General features: G+C 68.6%; 15 protein-coding genes. 11 read left to right on the top strand and 4 right to left on the bottom strand.

The annotated features are described in order from the left end of the window. Positions 1–10 precede the first annotated feature (10 nt). Positions 11–2311 (bottom strand): GH92 family glycosyl hydrolase, encoded by a 2301-nt coding sequence (locus tag SNE34_RS06830; RefSeq protein WP_332616506.1) that lies wholly within the window; start codon positions 2309–2311, stop codon positions 11–13. A 235-nt stretch (positions 2312–2546) separates the two neighbouring features. On the opposite strand from SNE34_RS06830, the gene SNE34_RS06825 reads away from it, so the two are divergent. The 8 genes from SNE34_RS06825 to SNE34_RS06790 are packed head-to-tail and all read left to right on the top strand — an operon-like array spanning position 2547 to position 9602. After that, positions 2547–3587 carry a LacI family DNA-binding transcriptional regulator gene (locus tag SNE34_RS06825; protein WP_332615982.1) on the top strand — a complete coding sequence of 347 codons (1041 nt, stop codon included), beginning with the start codon at positions 2547–2549 and terminating at the stop codon, positions 3585–3587. After that, the gene (locus SNE34_RS06820) at positions 3584–4870 is read left to right on the top strand and encodes a sugar MFS transporter (RefSeq protein ID WP_332615980.1); all 1287 of its coding nucleotides are present in this window, start codon (positions 3584–3586) and stop codon (positions 4868–4870) included. Before SNE34_RS06825 ends, SNE34_RS06820 begins: the two co-directional genes overlap by 4 nt. Further along, positions 4867–5886 carry a carbohydrate kinase family protein gene (locus SNE34_RS06815; protein ID WP_332615978.1) on the top strand — a complete coding sequence of 340 codons (1020 nt, stop codon included), beginning with the start codon at positions 4867–4869 and terminating at the stop codon, positions 5884–5886. The genes SNE34_RS06820 and SNE34_RS06815 overlap by 4 nt, the downstream gene beginning before the upstream one ends. Beyond that, positions 5883–7133 (top strand): AGE family epimerase/isomerase, encoded by a 1251-nt coding sequence (locus SNE34_RS06810; protein ID WP_332615976.1) that lies wholly within the window; start codon positions 5883–5885, stop codon positions 7131–7133. The genes SNE34_RS06815 and SNE34_RS06810 overlap by 4 nt, the downstream gene beginning before the upstream one ends. Beyond that, positions 7130–8560, top strand: coding sequence for a glycoside hydrolase family 47 protein (locus tag SNE34_RS06805; protein WP_332615974.1), 1431 nt, complete (start codon positions 7130–7132; stop codon positions 8558–8560). The genes SNE34_RS06810 and SNE34_RS06805 overlap by 4 nt, the downstream gene beginning before the upstream one ends. Before the next feature lie 5 nt (positions 8561–8565). Further along, on the top strand, positions 8566–9057 hold the full coding sequence (locus tag SNE34_RS06800) for a GNAT family N-acetyltransferase (RefSeq protein WP_332615973.1): 492 nt from the start codon (positions 8566–8568) through the stop codon (positions 9055–9057). Between the two features lie 38 nt (positions 9058–9095). Beyond that, positions 9096–9233: a hypothetical protein gene (locus tag SNE34_RS06795; protein WP_332615971.1), complete on the top strand. Its 138-nt coding sequence runs from the start codon at positions 9096–9098 to the stop codon at positions 9231–9233. Positions 9234–9260: 27 nt separating this feature from the next. Then, positions 9261–9602 (top strand): zinc ribbon domain-containing protein YjdM, encoded by a 342-nt coding sequence (locus SNE34_RS06790; RefSeq protein WP_332615967.1) that lies wholly within the window; start codon positions 9261–9263, stop codon positions 9600–9602. A 33-nt stretch (positions 9603–9635) separates the two neighbouring features. Here SNE34_RS06790 and SNE34_RS06785 read toward each other — a convergent pair whose 3' ends face one another. Then, positions 9636–10085, bottom strand: a complete 450-nt coding sequence (locus SNE34_RS06785; RefSeq protein ID WP_332615965.1) for an RrF2 family transcriptional regulator — start codon at positions 10083–10085, stop codon at positions 9636–9638. Between the two features lie 86 nt (positions 10086–10171). Here SNE34_RS06785 and SNE34_RS06780 point away from each other — a divergent pair, with 86 nt between their 5' ends. Beyond that, entirely contained in the window at positions 10172–11128 is a 957-nt protein-coding gene (locus SNE34_RS06780; RefSeq protein WP_332615963.1) for an NAD(P)/FAD-dependent oxidoreductase, read from the top strand. Positions 11129–11164: 36 nt separating this feature from the next. Here SNE34_RS06780 and SNE34_RS06775 read toward each other — a convergent pair whose 3' ends face one another. Beyond that, on the bottom strand, positions 11165–11461 hold the full coding sequence (locus SNE34_RS06775) for a DUF2218 domain-containing protein (protein WP_332615961.1): 297 nt from the start codon (positions 11459–11461) through the stop codon (positions 11165–11167). A 277-nt stretch (positions 11462–11738) separates the two neighbouring features. On the opposite strand from SNE34_RS06775, the gene SNE34_RS06770 reads away from it, so the two are divergent. Next, positions 11739–13352 carry an ABC-F family ATP-binding cassette domain-containing protein gene (locus SNE34_RS06770; RefSeq protein WP_332615959.1) on the top strand — a complete coding sequence of 538 codons (1614 nt, stop codon included), beginning with the start codon at positions 11739–11741 and terminating at the stop codon, positions 13350–13352. A gap of 61 nt (positions 13353–13413) precedes the next feature. On the opposite strand, the gene SNE34_RS06765 is transcribed toward SNE34_RS06770, so the two are convergent. Further along, entirely contained in the window at positions 13414–13938 is a 525-nt protein-coding gene (locus SNE34_RS06765; RefSeq protein ID WP_332615957.1) for a MarR family winged helix-turn-helix transcriptional regulator, read from the bottom strand. 108 nt (positions 13939–14046) lie between these two features. On the opposite strand from SNE34_RS06765, the gene SNE34_RS06760 reads away from it, so the two are divergent. Then, on the top strand, positions 14047–15405 hold the full coding sequence (locus SNE34_RS06760; protein WP_332615955.1) for an alpha/beta hydrolase family protein: 1359 nt from the start codon (positions 14047–14049) through the stop codon (positions 15403–15405). Positions 15406–15427: the final 22 nt, after the last annotated feature.

The raw sequence follows: 15427 nt of genomic DNA, 5'->3' as shown, positions 1-15427 counted from the left end.
TCCGGGAGTGCTAACCGCCCGCGCCGGACATCGAGTACGGCCGTTGCTCCGCACCACTCGCCCACGTCGTGTCCGCGCCCGTCTGCATCGTGAAGCGCAGCTCGCCGCCGGCCATGATCTCTTCGTGGGTGATGTAGCTGCGCTCCAGCGGCTTGCCGTTGAGCAGCACCGCGCCGACATACGGGTTCGCGTCGTCAAGGCCGTCGGCGACCACGGTGAAGCGCTTGCCGTTGGGCAGGTTCATCGCCGCGCGCGGCAGGAACGGGCGGCCGATCACGTACTGGTTGCTGCCCGGCGCGACCGGGTAGAAGCCCAGTGAGGTGAACACGTACCAGGCCGACATCTGGCCGAGGTCGTCGTTGCCCGACAAACCGTCCGGGCGCGGTGCGTATTGGCTGTCGACGATCTGCTTGAGCCGCTCCTGGGTGCGCCAAGGCTCGCCGGCGTAGGCGTACAGGTAGGCGACGTGGTGGCTCGGCTCGTTGCCGTGGGCGTACCAGCCAATCAGGCCGGTGATGTCCTCCATGTGCTCGAACAGGCCGGGGTCGACCTCGGCGTCGAACACCTGGTCGAGCTTCGACACCAGCGCGTCGTCGCCGCCGAGCGAGTCGATCAGTCCCGCCACGTCCTGCGGCACGTACCACGAGTACTGCCAGGCGTTGCCCTCGGTGTAGTCGGTGCCGTAGCCGCTGGCGCTCGGGTCGAACGGTGTGCGGAATTCGCCGTCGCGTTTGCGTGCGCGCATGAAGCCGGTTTCCGCGTCGAATGCATGGCGCCAGTTGCCGGCGCGCTTGCCGAAGGTCGCGGCGATGTCGTCGCGGCCCATCGCCTCGGCCATGCGCGCGATGGTCCAGTCGTCGTACGCGTATTCGAGCGTCTTCGAGGCGGCCTCGCCTTCCTCGTCGATCGGCACGTAGCCCAGCTCCATGTATTGGGCGAGGCCGTCGTAGGGGCCGTAGCTGGCGCTGGCGACCATCGCCTGCAATGCCTCGCCGGCATCGAAGCCGCGGATGCCCTTGAGGTAGGCGTCGGCGATCACCGGCACCGCGTGGTAGCCGACCATGGTCCAGGTCTCCAGCCCGTGGAACGACCACACCGGCAGGATCCCGTACGGGCTGTGGCGGCGGTGGGCGAGCATCGAGTTGACGAAGTCGCTGTTGCGCTGCTCCGGCTGCACCAGGGTCAGCAGCGGATGCAGGGCGCGGTAGGTGTCCCACAGCGAGAACGTGGAGTGGTGCCGGAAGCCCTCGGCCTGGTGCACGGCGTTGTCGGGCCCGCGGTAGCGGCCGTCGCTGTCCATGAACAGGCTGGGCGCCATCAGTGTGTGGTACAGCGCGGTGTAGAACGCGGTGCGGTCGTCCTCGGGGGCGTCGACCTCGATCGCCGACAGCGCTTCGGTCCAGCTGGCGCGCGCGGCGGTGCGGACGCGGTCGAAGTTCCAGCCCGGGACTTCGGCTTCGAGGTTGGCGATCGCGTTGTCCTCGCTGACCGAGGAGATCGACACCTTCACCAGCAACTGCTCGCCGGTGGCGTCGTCAAAATCGAACGCGGCGACCAGCTCCCGCCCCTCGATCTGCGCGCGCTGGCGCGGGTCCTGATGGCCCGGCGTCGGGAAGCCCTTGTAGGCGATGTCCTCTTCGGTGTCGTGCAGCGCGTGGCCGCTGACCGGCTGCGAGAAGCGCATCGCGAAGTACAGCTGCCGGCCCGGTGCCCAGCCGCGGGTCTCGCGGACGCCGGTGACGGTGCCGTCCTCGCGCAGCCGCATGCGCGACCACAAGGTCTTGCCGGCGTAGTCGTACATGCTGGTGCGCAGGTCGACCAGCACGTGCGCGGGCTTGCCGGCGGGGAAGGTGTAGCGATGCACCCCGACGCGTTCGGTCGCGGTCAGCTCGGCGCGGATGCCGTAGTCGTCGAGGGTGACCGCGTAGTAGCCGGGCTGGGCGACCTCGTCGTCGTGCTTGAAGCGCGAGTGGTAGCCGCTGCCGGGCTTGTCGACGTCGCCGCGTTCGAGCTTCACCTCGCCGGCGATCGGCATCAGCAGCACGTCGCCGAGGTCGGAATGGCCGGTGCCGGAAAAGTGCGTGTGCGAGAAACCGATGATGGTGCTGTCGTTGTAACGGTAGCCGGCGGCCCAGTCGTAGGCGTCCTTGCGCGGCTGGATGCGGGTATCCGGGCTGAGCTGGATCATGCCGAACGGCACCACCGCGCCGGGGAAGGTGTGGCCTTCGCCGCCGGTGCCAATGAACGGGTCGACCGAATCGAAGCCGCTGCGCGCGCCGGCCGGCGCGGCGATCGCGGAGCCGGCGATCATCGACGCGCACAGCAGCGGCCAGGCCTTGCGCCAAGCCCGGATCGGGCGGGCGCGGGAGGAGAGGGTGTTCATCGGGTTCGGCTCCGGTGTCTGCTGGATTTGGATCGTGACAATGTCGGCGACGCTACCACCGTGGCGCGGCCGCCACATGCTGCAATGCAAAATGCGCCGGCCGGGGCGAAGGGGCAGGATGTCGCGAATTGGATCGATCCAAATCCCGCATGAAGCCGCCGCAATGACCGCGTCCCCACGCCGCCGCGTGACCCTGACCGACATCGCCAAGGCCTGTGAGCTGTCGCGGGCGACGGTGTCGCTGGTCCTGCGCGGCAGCCCGCTGGTCCACGCCGACACCCGCGCGCGGGTCGAGGCCGAGCTCAAGCGGCAGGGCTACGTCTACCACCGCGGCGCGGCCAACCTGCGGCGCAACGTGTCCTCGGCGGTGGCGCTGGTGATCAACGACCTGTCCAACCCGTTCTTCGCCGAGTTCGCGTCCGGCGTCGACGAGGCGCTGGCCGAGGCCGGCTACGTGACCCTGCTCGGCAGCACCGGCGAGTCGGTCGAGCGCCAGCAGGCGGTGCTCGCCTCGCTGCTGGAACACGACCCGGCCGGGATCATCCTGTCGCCGGCCGAGGGCAGCGACGCGGCGCGGCTGCACGCGCTGGTCGGGCCGCGCACGCCGGTGCTGGTGTTCAACCGCGAACTCGACGCCGGCTGGGATTTCCTCGAACTCGACAACCACCACGGCGCGCGACTGGCGACCGAGCACCTGCTCGGGCTCGGCCACCGGCGCATCGCGTTCTACGGCGGCCATCGCGATTCCAGCTCCTGCCGCCAGCGTCGCGCCGGCTATCGCGAGGCGCTCGCGCAGGCCGGCATCACGCCCGAACCGCAATGGCTGGTCGAGTCCGCGCCGACCCGGCTGGAGGCCGCGCGGCAGGTCGGCGCGCTGTTCGTGCGCGACCCGGCTCCCACGGCGGCGGTCTGTTACAACGACGCGGTCGCGCTCGGGCTGGTCGCCGGACTGACCGCGCGAGGCCGCCGCGCCGGGCACGACTTCGCGGTGGTCGGCTTCGACGACATCCCCGAGGCCGCGGTCAGCGCGCCACCGCTGACGACGATCGCCGCCGACCCGCGCGCGCGCGGTCGCCAGGCCGCGGCGCTGGTCCTGCAGCGCCTGCAACATCCCGACGCCGCCCCCGCCCGAACCGTCGCCCCGGCGCGACTGATGGTGCGCGACAGCAGCGGCCACGCACTCACTCCCGGAGCCCCCCGATGAAGCGCAGCGACATGTCGTCCGGCTCGGCCCTGGCCGTGCTCAGCATCATCTTCTTCACCTGGGGCGCGCTGACCAGCCTCAACGACGTGCTGATCCCGCATCTCAAGGCCGTGTTCGAGATGAACTACGCGCAGACGATGCTGATCCAGTTCACCTTCTTCAGCACCTACCTGGTGATGTCGGTGCCGGCCGGCAAGGTGGTCGCGTGGTTCGGCTACAAGCAGAGCATCGTGATCGGGCTGGTGGTCGCCGGCATCGGCGCGCTGGCGTTCTACCCGGCCGCGCGGATCCCGTCGTACCCGCTGTTCCTGCTGGCGTTGTTCGTGCTCGCCAGCGGCATCACCCTGCTGCAGGTCTCGGCCAACCCGTACATCAGCCTGCTCGGCGCCCCGCGCGGCGCGCCGAGCCGGCTCAACCTCGCGCAGGCTTTGAACTCGCTCGGCCATACCCTGGCGCCGGCGCTGGTCGGGCCGCTGATCCTCGCGGTGGCGGTGGTCGGCAGCGCCGAGCTGGCGCAGCTGCCGGTCGCCGAACAGCTGGCCTACCGCACCGCGCAGGCCGAGTCGGTGCAGCTGCCGTACCTCGGGCTGGCGGTCGGGCTGTTCGTGCTGGCCGGGCTGGTCTACCTGTTCCGGCTGCCGCCGCTGACCGAGGCCACCGAGCGCGCCGACCACCAGCGCCACACCTTCGCCGAGGTGCTGCGGCACCGGCACCTGCGGCTCGGGGTGATCGGCATCTTCCTGTACGTCGGCGCCGAGGTCGCGATCGGCAGCTTCCTGATCAACTACATCGCCGACCCGGCCATCGGCGCGATCGACGCCGGTACCGCGGCGCGCTACGTGTCGTACTACTGGGGCGGGGCGATGGTCGGGCGCTTCATCGGCTCGGCGCTGATGAAGAAGATCGATCCGCGGCTGCTGCTCGGTCTGTTCGCGATCGCCGCGACCGCGCTGCTGGCGACCACCATCAGCACCGTCGGCGCGGTCGCGATGTGGAGCGTGATCGCGATCGGGCTGTTCAACTCGATCATGTTCCCGACCATCTTCACGCTCGGCATCGAAGGTCTGGGGCCGCTGACCAGCAAGGCCTCGAGCCTGCTGGTGATGGCGATTGTCGGTGGCGCGGTAGTGCCGCTGCTTCAGGGCTTGCTGGCCGATCGGGTCGGCGTGCAGCTGGCGTTCGCGCTGCCGGCGCTGTGCTACGTCTACATCGCCTGGTACGGCTTCCACGGCTCGCGCCGGGTCGACGTCGCCGATGCGGTGGTGCCGGCGGGGCAGCCATGAGCGCGACGCCGCGCCCGCCGGACACGTCGCGCGACCGCGATGCGATCGTCTGTTTCGGCGAGGCGCTGGTCGACCTGCTGGCGATGCCGCCGGCAACGCCCGGTGCGCCGCGCCAGTTCGTCGAGTACGCCGGCGGCGCGCCGGCCAACGTCGCGGTCGCTGCGGCACGACTTGGCGGGGCCGCGTGCTTTGTCGGCATGCTCGGCCGCGACATGTTCGGCGACATGCTGCTGGCGCAACTGCGCGGCGCCGGTGTCGACACTGGTTATGTTCGCCGCACCGACGCGGCCAAGACCGCGTTGGCGTTCGTGTCGCTGGATGCCGACGGCGAGCGCAGCTTCAGTTTCTACCGGCCGCCGTCGGCCGATCTGTTGTTCCGCGAACGCGACTTCGACGACCGTTGCTTCGAGCGCGCCGCGGTGTTCCACGTCTGTTCCAACAGCCTGACCGAGGCGGCAATCGCCGATGCCACCCTGGCCGGCATGGCCCGCGCCCGGGCGGCCGGCGCGCTGGTCAGCATGGACCTCAACCTGCGGCCGTCGCTGTGGCCGGCCGAGGTCGACCCGCAGGCGCAGGCCTGGCGCGCGCTGTTCGAGGCCGACCTGGTCAAGCTGAGCCGGCAGGAGCTGGAGTTCCTCGCGCCCGGTTCGGGCGGCGAGGACGGCGTGATCGAGCGGCTGCTGCGACAGCGCACGCGCTGCGTGGTGGTCACCGATGGCGCCGCGCCGATCCGCTGGTTCACCCGCAAGCACCGTGGCAGCGCGGCGACGTTCCCGATCACCGCGATCGACACCACCGCCGCCGGTGACGCCTTCGTCGGTGCATTGCTGCAGCAGCTGGTCTCGGCCGACGTGCGCGCTTCCACGTTCGCCGAGTTCCTGAACCGCCGCGACGCGTTCGACCACGCGCTGCGTTTCGCCGCCGCCGCCGGCGCGCTGGCCACTACCCGCAACGGCGCATTCGCCGCGATGCCCGACGCCGCCGGGATCGACCGACTGATGCAGGCCGCCGCATGAACTCCCAGCCAATCCGCCAGGCGATCCCGCCGGCGCCCGACTTCCGCAGCCCCGAATTCCTGCGCAGCCACATCGCGCGGACGATGGCGTTCTACCATCCACATGCGCTCGATCCGAAGGGTGGCTTCTTCCACTACTTCCGCGACGACGGCAGCGTCTACGACACCTCGCACCGGCACCTCGTCAGCAGCACCCGTTTCGTCTTCAACCACGCGATGGTCGCGCGCTTGTTCGGTATGCCGTGCGACATCGACGCCGCGCGTCACGGCCTGCGCTACCTGCGCGAGGTCCACCGCGACCCCGCGACCGGCGGCTACGCCTGGACGATCCGCGACGGCGTGCCCGAGGACCGCACCAACCACACCTACGGCCTCGCGTTCGTGCTGCTGGCCTACGCGACCGCACTGAAAGCCGGCATCACCGACGCCGCGCCGTGGCTGGACGAGACCTGGGCGTTGCTGGAATCGCACGCATGGGACGCCGACGCCGGCCTCTACCGCGACGAAGCCGACGCCGACTGGCACTACTCCGACTACCGCGGCCAGAACGCCAACATGCACATGTGCGAGGCGATGATCGCGGCGTACGAGGCCAGCGACGACCCGCGCTACCTCGATCGCGCACTGCTACTCGCCGACCACATGACCCGGCGCCAGGCGGCCAAGGCCGACGGGCTGGTCTGGGAGCACTACGACCGCGACTGGAACGTCGACTGGGACTACAACCGCGACGATCCCAAACACCTGTTCCGCCCGTGGGGCTTCCAGCCCGGCCACCAGACCGAATGGGCCAAGCTGCTGCTGATCCTCGACGGTCACCTGCGCGCGCGCGGCAGCGCCCCCGACTGGTTGCTGCCGACCGCGCGCCACCTGTTCGACACCGCCGTCGCGCGCGCTTGGGACGACCGCAACGGCGGCCTGTTCTACGGTTTCGCCCCCGACGGCAGCGTCTGCGACGACGACAAGTATTTCTGGGTCCAGGCCGAGTCGATCGCCGCCGCCGCGCGGCTCGCGGTGGCGACCGGCGACACCCGCTACTGGGACTGGTACGACCGTCTGTGGAGCTACGCCTGGCAGCACTTCATCGACCACCGCAACGGCGCCTGGTACCGCATCCTCGATCGCGACAACCGCAAGTACGGCGACGACAAGAGTCCCGCCGGCAAGACCGACTACCACACCATGGGCGCGTGCCACGACGTGCTGCAACTGCTGCGCGACACCGCCGCGCAAGGAGACCCCGCATGACCACGACCCTGCGCGCGCTGCTGCTCGCCACCCTGTTGCTGCCGGCGACCGTCGTTGCCGCCGAACCGCAGGCCACGCCGAGCGCGACCGAAACCAGCGACGCGGTCGAGGTCGTCACCGACGCCGAGTCCGCGCGCCTCGCCGAGCAGGTCAAGGTCGAATTCCTGCACGCCTGGAACGGTTACAGGCAATACGCCTGGGGCCACGACGCACTCAAGCCGCTGAGCAAGACGCCGCGCGACTGGTACGGCCAGTCGCTGCTGATGACCCCGGTCGACGCGCTCGACACCATGATCCTGATGGGTCTGGACAAGGAGGCCGACGCCGCGCGCGAACTGATCGCCACCCAGCTGTCGTTCGACGTCGATGCCGACGTCAAGCATTTCGAGATCGTCATCCGCCTGCTCGGCGGCCTGCTGTCGGGCTACCAGCTCACGGGCGACGAGCGCCTGCTCGCGCTGGCCGAGGACCTCGGCACCCGCCTGCTGCCGGCGTTCGACTCGCCGACCGGGCTGCCCTACGTCTACGTCAACCTGCGCACCGGCGCCGCCCACGGCAACGAGAGCAACCCGGCCGAGGCCGGCACCCTGCTGATCGAGTACGGCACCCTCAGCAAGCTCACCGGCAACCCGGTGTTCTTCGACAAGGCCAAGCGCGCGCTGGTCAAGACCTACGAGATGCGTTCCGACATCGGCCTGGTCGGCGAGCGCTTCGATGTCATCACCGGCGAGTGGACCAACACCCGCAGCCACGTCGGCGCCCGCATCGACTCCTACTACGAGTACCTCTACAAGTGCTGGCGCCTGTTCGGCGACACGGACTGCATGGCGATGTGGGACGACGCCATCGCCGCCGCCAACCGTTACTACCCCGAAGAGGTCGACGGCGCGCTCTGGTACGGCCACGTCGACATGCACGACGGCTCCCGCCTTGCCAGCCAGTACGGCGCACTCGACGCGTTCTTCCCTGGCCTGCTGGCATTGTCGGGCGACCTCGAGCGCGCGCGCCGGCTGCAGGCCTCGTCGTTCGACATGTGGAACGTGCACGGCATCGAACCCGAGGCATTCGACTACCGCACCCGCACGGTCACCGTCGCCAGCTATCCGCTGCGCCCGGAGATCGTCGAGTCGACCTGGTACCTGCACCGCCTGACCGGCGACAACGAGTACCGGGTGATGGGCCGGCAGCTGTTCGAGGACTTCGTCGAGCACACCCGCAGCGACGCCGGCTACGCCGCGCTGCAGAGCGTCATCACGAAAGAGAAGGCCGACGACATGGAAAGCTTCGTGCTCGCGGAGACCTTCAAGTACTTCTACCTGCTGTTCGCTCCGCCGCAGACGCTGGACCCGGCCGAGGTGGTGTTGAACACCGAGGCGCACCCGATCCGACCCACGTGGAACGGCCCAGGCGCGAAGGAGGCGCAATAGACGATATGCCCACGACCGATCCCACCCTGACTTTCCGCCCCGCCACCCGCGACGACCTCCCCGCGATCGTCGCGCTGCTGGCCAACGACCCGCTCGGCGCCCAGCGCGAAAACCACGTGCTGCCGCTGCCCCGGTCGTATGAAGACGCCTTCGCCGCGATCGACCGCGATCCCAACAACGAACTGGTGGTGGTCGACACGCCGGAGCATCGCGTCGCGGGCGTGCTGCAACTTACGCGGATCCCGCACATCACCTACCAGGGCGGCTGGCGCGCCCAGATCGAAGGCGTGCGGGTCGCCTCCGCGCTGCGGTCCAGCGGCATCGGCCGGCAGTTGTTCCTGTGGGCCATCGAGCGGGCCCGCGCGGCCGGCTGCCACCTGGTCCAGCTGACCTCGGACAAGGCCCGTCCGGACGCGATCCGGTTCTACGAGGGGCTGGGCTTCCGCGCGTCGCACGAGGGCATGAAACTCCACCTCGACCGGCCCGTCCGCGATTGAGCGTATCGTGGGAGCATCGACCACCGCGGAGTGACGCGATGATCCTGGACTCGATGCTCGGCTCCCAACCGGTGCTGCTGTTCGCGGCCTCGGGTCTGGTGGCGGGCGTGTACCTGCTCTGGCGGCTGGCGCGGGGCTGCGTGCAGGGCGTCCGCGGCTGGTGGTCGCAACACTAAGTCCGCTGTTCTTCAACGAGACCCCGCATGACCGATTTGCCCGCCTGCCCCGCGTGCGGCTCCGCTTTCACCTACCGCGACGGCGCGTTGCTGGTCTGCCCCGAGTGCGCGCACGAATGGGAACCCGGCGCCGCCGCTTCGGCCGATGACGCGCCATCCGTGCACAAGGATGCGGTCGGCAACGTGCTGGCGGACGGCGACTCGGTGACCGTGGTCAAGGACCTCAAGGTCAAGGGCGCCGGCAGCGCGCTCAAGGCGGGGACCAAGGTGCGTAACATCCGCCTGGTCGACGAGGACCACAACATCGACTGCAAGATCGATGGTTTCGGCCCGATGAAGCTGAAGTCCGAGTTCGTGAGGAAGGTCTGATCGCGACCGGGAATCGCCCGCGGCCTGAGCCACCTAGAGGTCGTGCATCCAGCCGCCGCCGGCGCGCATCCGCCGGTCGAAATCGGCCGCGATGTCTGACAGCCGGATCGACGCGAAGCGCGCGAGGATCGCGGCCTCGGCGTCCTCGAGGGTCGACTCCAGCATCGTGTTGACCGACTGCTCGACCAGGCAGTCCGGGGTGCGGTCCGCCACTCCGATCGTGAACAGCGTGGTCGTGCCCGAGGCCTGGTAGACGTCCAGCAGGCTGATTTGCGACAGCTCCCGTGCCAGCGTCCAGCCGCCGCCGGGGCCACGCTCGGCCGCCACGATGCCCTGTTCGCGCAGCCCGGCCAGCGTGCGCCGGACCACCGCCGCGTTGGTGCCGAGCATGCGTCCGATCGACTCCGACGTCGCCCGTTGTTCGTGCCGGTCCATGTGCACCAGCACGTGCAGCATTCGGGACAGCCGGCTATCGGTTCTCACGGGATCCTTGCTGGGAGGGGCTTGGGAGCAAATCATAACATCATATGTTGCGAATAGGTGGGAGCCGTCCTATATTGCAACTTCCGATGATACGTATAGGCACGCAGATGGAAACGACACCCGCACTGCATGACGTGATCGTGGTCGGCGGCAGCTTTGCCGGCCTGTCTGCCGCGTTGATGCTCGCCCGCGCCCGCAAGCGCGTGCTGCTGGTCGACGCCGGCAAGCCGCGCAACCGCTTCGCCGCCGAGGCGCACGGCGTGATCGGCCACGACGGCACCCCGCCGGAGGTCTTGCTCGGCAACGCGGTGGCGCAACTGATGGCGTACCCGACCGTCACGCTGAAAGTGGCGACGGCGACCGGCGTCAGCGGCCACGACGGCCACTTCACCCTCACGCTTGATGGCGGTGAGCGGGTCGAAGCCCGCAAGCTCGTGCTCGCCACCGGCGTCACCGACCTGCTGCCCGACATCCGCGGCATGGGCGAGCGTTGGGGCACCGGCATCCTGCATTGCCCGTACTGCCACGGCTTCGAAGTCGCGGGCCGGGCGCTCGGCGTGCTCGGCACTTGCGCGATGAGCACGCACCAGGCGCTGCTGATTCCGGAGTGGGGACCGACCACCTATTTCACCCAGGGGCAGTTCGAGCCCGACGACGGGGAGCGCCGGCTGCTGCAGGCGCTGGGCGTCGCGATCGAGACGACGCCGGTGGTGGCGGTCGAAGGCGCGGGACGCACGCTGGAACGTGTGCTGCTGGCGGACGGGCGCAGCGTGTCGATCGCGGCGATGTTCCTCGCGCCGGCGCAGAAGCTTGCCAGCGATCTTGCAGTGCGGCTCGGTTGCGAACTCGACAGCGGGCCGCTCGGGCCGTTCGTGAAGGTCGACGGCATGAAACAGACCAGCGTCGCCGGCGTGTTCGCCGCGGGCGACCTCGCGGCGCCGATGCAAAGCGCACCGATGGCGCTGGCCGCGGGCCAGATGGCGGGCCTCGCTGTGCATCGCGCATTGATGGAGGACGACCGGCGGCGACTGCTCAGCGACTGACGAGTCGCCGACGGAATCAGCAAAGGCGCAGCGGGATCAGCCCGGCGACGCTTGCCACTCGATGGACAGTGCTTCGCCGCGCGCCATGCGCTGCAGATGGTCGGCGACTACCTCCTGCATCTTCGGCAGGGTGGCGGGGTCGTCGACCTCGATCGTCGCCAACAGCTGCGACTCCTGCACCTGCAACACGCAGCGCGCCGCCGGGAACGGAATGACCGCGCGCTCCTCGTCGAGCTCGACCGCAAACTTGTGCGACCAGTGCTTGGCGAGGCGGCCCATCAGCTTGGCCGGACCGAGGTCGGTGACGGTGACAAGTGCGCGGCTGGCGTGCATGGAGGGCTCCGGTTGCGGGCCGCGCCACGCGGTGTGGCGGGTTCGTATCTCATCGTATCGGTCCGGTGGCGGCACGGCGCGCCAACGCGTCCACCACAGTGTTCCATTGCCGGACAGGCCGGCGTCGCTAGAATCTGCACAGCCATCAACGAGGAACGACGCCAGACATGTGAGCAACGACGACATCGCCGGATAGCCGGAAGTCATCGACCACCAGCCGCGCCGCAAGCGCCGCCATTGGTCGCGCCGTCGTTACAGATTCCTTCCAGGGACCCATATGTCAGAACCGTTCATTCGCTGCACCGACCTTTCCTTCGCCTGGCCCGATGGCACGCCGGTTTTCCGCGACCTGTCTTTCAGCATCGGCCGCGGCCGCACCGGGCTGGTCGCACCCAACGGCGCCGGCAAGACCACCCTGCTGCGGTTGGTCGCCGGCGAGCTACAACCCGCCGCCGGTGCGGTCAGCGTCGGTGATTCGATCGGCTACCTGCCGCAGGACCTGCCGTTCACCGGTGAGTTGAGTGTCGCCGACGTGCTCGGCATCGCTCCGGTGCTGGACGCGTTGCGGTCACTGGCCGCGGGTAACACCGGTGAGACCGTCTACGCGGCGATCGGCGACGAATGGGACATCGAGGAACGTACCCGAGCCCAGCTGGACCGGCTCGGCCTCGGCGATGTCGCGTTCGACCGGCGCCTGCACACGTTCAGCGGTGGCGAAGTGGTTTCGCTCGGCCTCGCGGCCCAGCTGCTGAAACGACCGGACGTGCTGCTGCTCGACGAGCCGACCAACAACCTCGACCTCGATGCGCGCCGCAAGCTATATGCGGCGCTCGACGACTGGAACGGCTGCCTGCTGCTGGTCAGCCACGACCGCGCGCTGCTCGACCGCATGGAGTGCATCGCCGAGCTGCATCGCGGCGAGCTGCGCCTGTACGGCGGCAACTTCAGCGCTTACGAAGAGGCGGTGCGCGCCGAACAGGAGGCCGCCGAGCGCAACCTCCGCAATGCCGCGCAGCAGCTGAAACGCGAGAAGCGCGAGATGCAGCATGTCCGCGAACGCACCGAGCGTCGCAACAACAACGCCGCCCGCAACATCGGCAGCGCCGGCTTGCCGAAGATCGTCGCCGGCAACCGCAAACGCAGCGCGCAGGAGTCGTCCGGGCGCTCCGACGGGATCCATTCCGCGCGCGTCAGCGATGCCCGCGGCCACCTCGACAAGGCCGCACGCGCCGTGCGCGACGACGACACGCTGGTGCTGGACCTGCCGGCCACCCACGTACCGAGCGGACGCATGGTGTTCGTCGGCGAAGGCATGCAGGTGTGTCACGGAGGTCGCGCGCTGTTCGCCGACGGCGGCATCGACCTCGCGATCCGCGGCCCCGAACGCATCGCCCTGACCGGTCCCAACGGCGCCGGCAAGACCACCCTGCTGCGCCTGATCAGCGGTGCGCTGGCGCCGGCCACCGGTGAAGTGAAGCGCGCCGACGGCCGCATCGCCATGTTGTCGCAACGCCTCGACCTGCTCGACCCCAGGCACACCGTCGCCGAGAGCCTCGCCGCCGCCGCGCCGGGAATGCCGTCGGTGGAGCGCATGAACCTGCTTGCCCGCTTCCTGTTCCGCGGCGACCGCATGCACCTTCTGGTCCGCGCCCTGTCCGGTGGCGAGCGACTGCGCGCAACCCTGGCTTGCATCCTCCACGCTGAACCCGCCCCGCGATTGCTGCTGTTGGACGAGCCGACCAACAACCTCGATCTCGCCAGCGTCAGCCAGCTGGAGAGTGCGTTAAGTGCGTTCGAAGGTGCGCTGGTGGTGGTGAGCCATGACCAGCGGTTTCTTGAGCGAATCGGGGTGGAGCGGTGGTTGCGGTTGTCTGGTGGTGAACTGAGTTAAGCGACCGCCGACAAGGACCCGTCACGGCACCCATGGGAGCAATGAGCCGGGCCTCCAACAGTCAGCGTTTCGCTGCCGGAGGACGCCGTGAGCCCACCTTGGCGTTGCCTTCCTGCATCTCCCGGAGCTGATCGACAAAGGGTGTGTGGCGGCAGGCCTGTTCCATCCGCCACAAGGCGTCGAACAGTCCGGGCGCGGCGTTGTCCATGAGCTGCTGGGAAACCTCCGCCATCGTTGCCAGGGCGCGGCGCAGGCGCTGGACCTCGCCACGTCCCTTGGTGGTCAGCGCGAGAATCGTACGTCGGCCGTCCCGCGGGTCGACCTTCGACTTCACGAAGCCTTGGGACTGCAGTTGCCGGATCCAGGTGATGACGAGCGGATGCGACTGCCGCAGCAATCCCGCAAGTTCGGTCACGCCCAGTTCGCCATGCTCATCGAGGGCCAGCAATGTGGACGTGGTCCGCGGGGCCGCCGTGACGCCGGCTTCCGGATACCAAAGGTCGGCGCCGGCGACGAGCTCGTCCGACAATCGTCGGAGCAGGTGGGCGACAAAGGCGGGGCCCTGTTGAGCAATGAAATCGTTCATTTGGCTGTCCGTTCATCGCCAGCGTCCCGGAAGGACATTGACTTTAGTTGGTATTTACGTAAATCATTACGTATAACCGCCCGTCATGCAACCCTTGCAGGACCTGCCATGAAGACCAATTTGTGCACTGCTGAACTCACCCGAACATCCGCGCTGCGTGGGCTCGGCATCGCCACCGTGGTGTTGGCGCTGACCGGTACCGGAGCAGTGCAGGCAAAGGAGGCGGATGACTGCGAAGTGGGGATCTATCAGCTGCCCGACGGCAGTCACATCGATGTCGGGGCTTCCGACGACGATCGCCTGCGCTGGCGCAGGAATGACGGCACCACGGGTGCACTGACTCGGAGCGAAGACGGCGTCTGGACCAGCACGTTCGGCTGGACGGAACGAGCGGACGGGAACCAGGTGACCTTCGATTGCCGCAAGGACACGATCACGTTCGCCGGCGTCGATGGCCAACGAATCGCCCTTGACGTCACCGATGTGGTGTTCGATGGCGCGGGCGTGCAACTGGCCGGCCGCCTGGTGATGCCGGAAGGCGATGCGCGAGTGCCGATCGCCGTGCTGGTCCACGGTTCCGAGCATTCTTCGGCATTGGACTCGTACTCGTTGCAGCGACAACTCCCCGCGGAAGGGATCGGCGTGTTCGTCTACGACAAGCGCGGTACCGGCGCATCCACCGGCACGTACACGCAGAACTACCTGCTGCTCGCCAACGATGCGATCGCAGCCGTGCACGAGGCCAGGCGACTCGCCGGCGACCGCGCTGGAAAGATCGGCTACCAGGCCGGCAGCCAGGGCGGCTGGGTCGCACCATTGGCCGCGAAGATCGAGCCGGTGGATTTCCTGATCGTGGGATTCGGCCTCGCGGTGTCACCTCTCGACGAGGATCGCCAGGCCATCGAGCAGGACCTGACCAGTCGGGGCTACGGCCCGGAGGTGGTCGCCAAGGCCATGGAAGTCGCCGACGCCACGGCCGCGATCATCGTGAACGGTTTCCGCGATGGCTACGACCAGCTCGCCAAGGTCCGCGCCAGGTATGGCGACGAACCCTGGTTCGAGCACGTGCGCGGCAACATCAGCTTCTATCTTCTCGACACGCCGGAGGCTACGGCGCGCGAGGAGGGGCCGGCCATCCTCTCCGGCGTACCCGCCCATTACAACCCGATGCCGGTGCTTCGAAACCTGGACACGCCGCAACTGTGGATCCTTGCCGAGAATGACAGCGAGGCACCGAGTGACGAAACGCAGCGGCGCCTGCGTGGGCTGGCCGCACAAGGCAAACCGATCACGGTCGCGGTGTTCCCGGATACCGATCATGGCATCTACGAATACGAGACCACGGGCGAGGGGAAGCGTGTATTCACTCGCAATCCGGATGGCTACCTGGCCATGATGCTCGACTACATCCACAACGGATACCTGGATGACCGGCGCTACGGGACCAGCACGATTTCTACCCCATGACGGCATTCAAATAGGAAGCGCA

Origin of the sequence: Novilysobacter erysipheiresistens, assembly GCF_036663935.1 — a bacterium.
In the GTDB taxonomy this organism is placed as follows: domain Bacteria; phylum Pseudomonadota; class Gammaproteobacteria; order Xanthomonadales; family Xanthomonadaceae; genus Novilysobacter; species Novilysobacter erysipheiresistens.
This window is presented reverse-complemented; position numbering and strand designations above follow the sequence as displayed.

What these genes read in the sequence shown, in the direction of transcription:
- SNE34_RS06830 (WP_332616506.1), bottom strand. Translation starts at nt 2,311, where the DNA reads ATGATCGCCGGCTCCGCGATCGCCGCGCCGGCCGGCGCGCGCAGCGGC.
- SNE34_RS06825 (WP_332615982.1), top strand. Translation starts at nt 2,547, where the DNA reads ATGACCGCGTCCCCACGCCGCCGCGTGACCCTGACCGACATCGCCAAG.
- SNE34_RS06820 (WP_332615980.1), top strand. Translation starts at nt 3,584, where the DNA reads ATGAAGCGCAGCGACATGTCGTCCGGCTCGGCCCTGGCCGTGCTCAGC.
- SNE34_RS06815 (WP_332615978.1), top strand. Translation starts at nt 4,867, where the DNA reads ATGAGCGCGACGCCGCGCCCGCCGGACACGTCGCGCGACCGCGATGCG.
- SNE34_RS06810 (WP_332615976.1), top strand. Translation starts at nt 5,883, where the DNA reads ATGAACTCCCAGCCAATCCGCCAGGCGATCCCGCCGGCGCCCGACTTC.
- SNE34_RS06805 (WP_332615974.1), top strand. Translation starts at nt 7,130, where the DNA reads ATGACCACGACCCTGCGCGCGCTGCTGCTCGCCACCCTGTTGCTGCCG.
- SNE34_RS06800 (WP_332615973.1), top strand. Translation starts at nt 8,566, where the DNA reads ATGCCCACGACCGATCCCACCCTGACTTTCCGCCCCGCCACCCGCGAC.
- SNE34_RS06795 (WP_332615971.1), top strand. Translation starts at nt 9,096, where the DNA reads ATGATCCTGGACTCGATGCTCGGCTCCCAACCGGTGCTGCTGTTCGCG.
- SNE34_RS06790 (WP_332615967.1), top strand. Translation starts at nt 9,261, where the DNA reads ATGACCGATTTGCCCGCCTGCCCCGCGTGCGGCTCCGCTTTCACCTAC.
- SNE34_RS06780 (WP_332615963.1), top strand. Translation starts at nt 10,172, where the DNA reads ATGATACGTATAGGCACGCAGATGGAAACGACACCCGCACTGCATGAC.
- SNE34_RS06775 (WP_332615961.1), bottom strand. Translation starts at nt 11,461, where the DNA reads ATGCACGCCAGCCGCGCACTTGTCACCGTCACCGACCTCGGTCCGGCC.
- SNE34_RS06770 (WP_332615959.1), top strand. Translation starts at nt 11,739, where the DNA reads ATGTCAGAACCGTTCATTCGCTGCACCGACCTTTCCTTCGCCTGGCCC.
- SNE34_RS06765 (WP_332615957.1), bottom strand. Translation starts at nt 13,938, where the DNA reads ATGAACGATTTCATTGCTCAACAGGGCCCCGCCTTTGTCGCCCACCTG.
- SNE34_RS06760 (WP_332615955.1), top strand. Translation starts at nt 14,047, where the DNA reads ATGAAGACCAATTTGTGCACTGCTGAACTCACCCGAACATCCGCGCTG.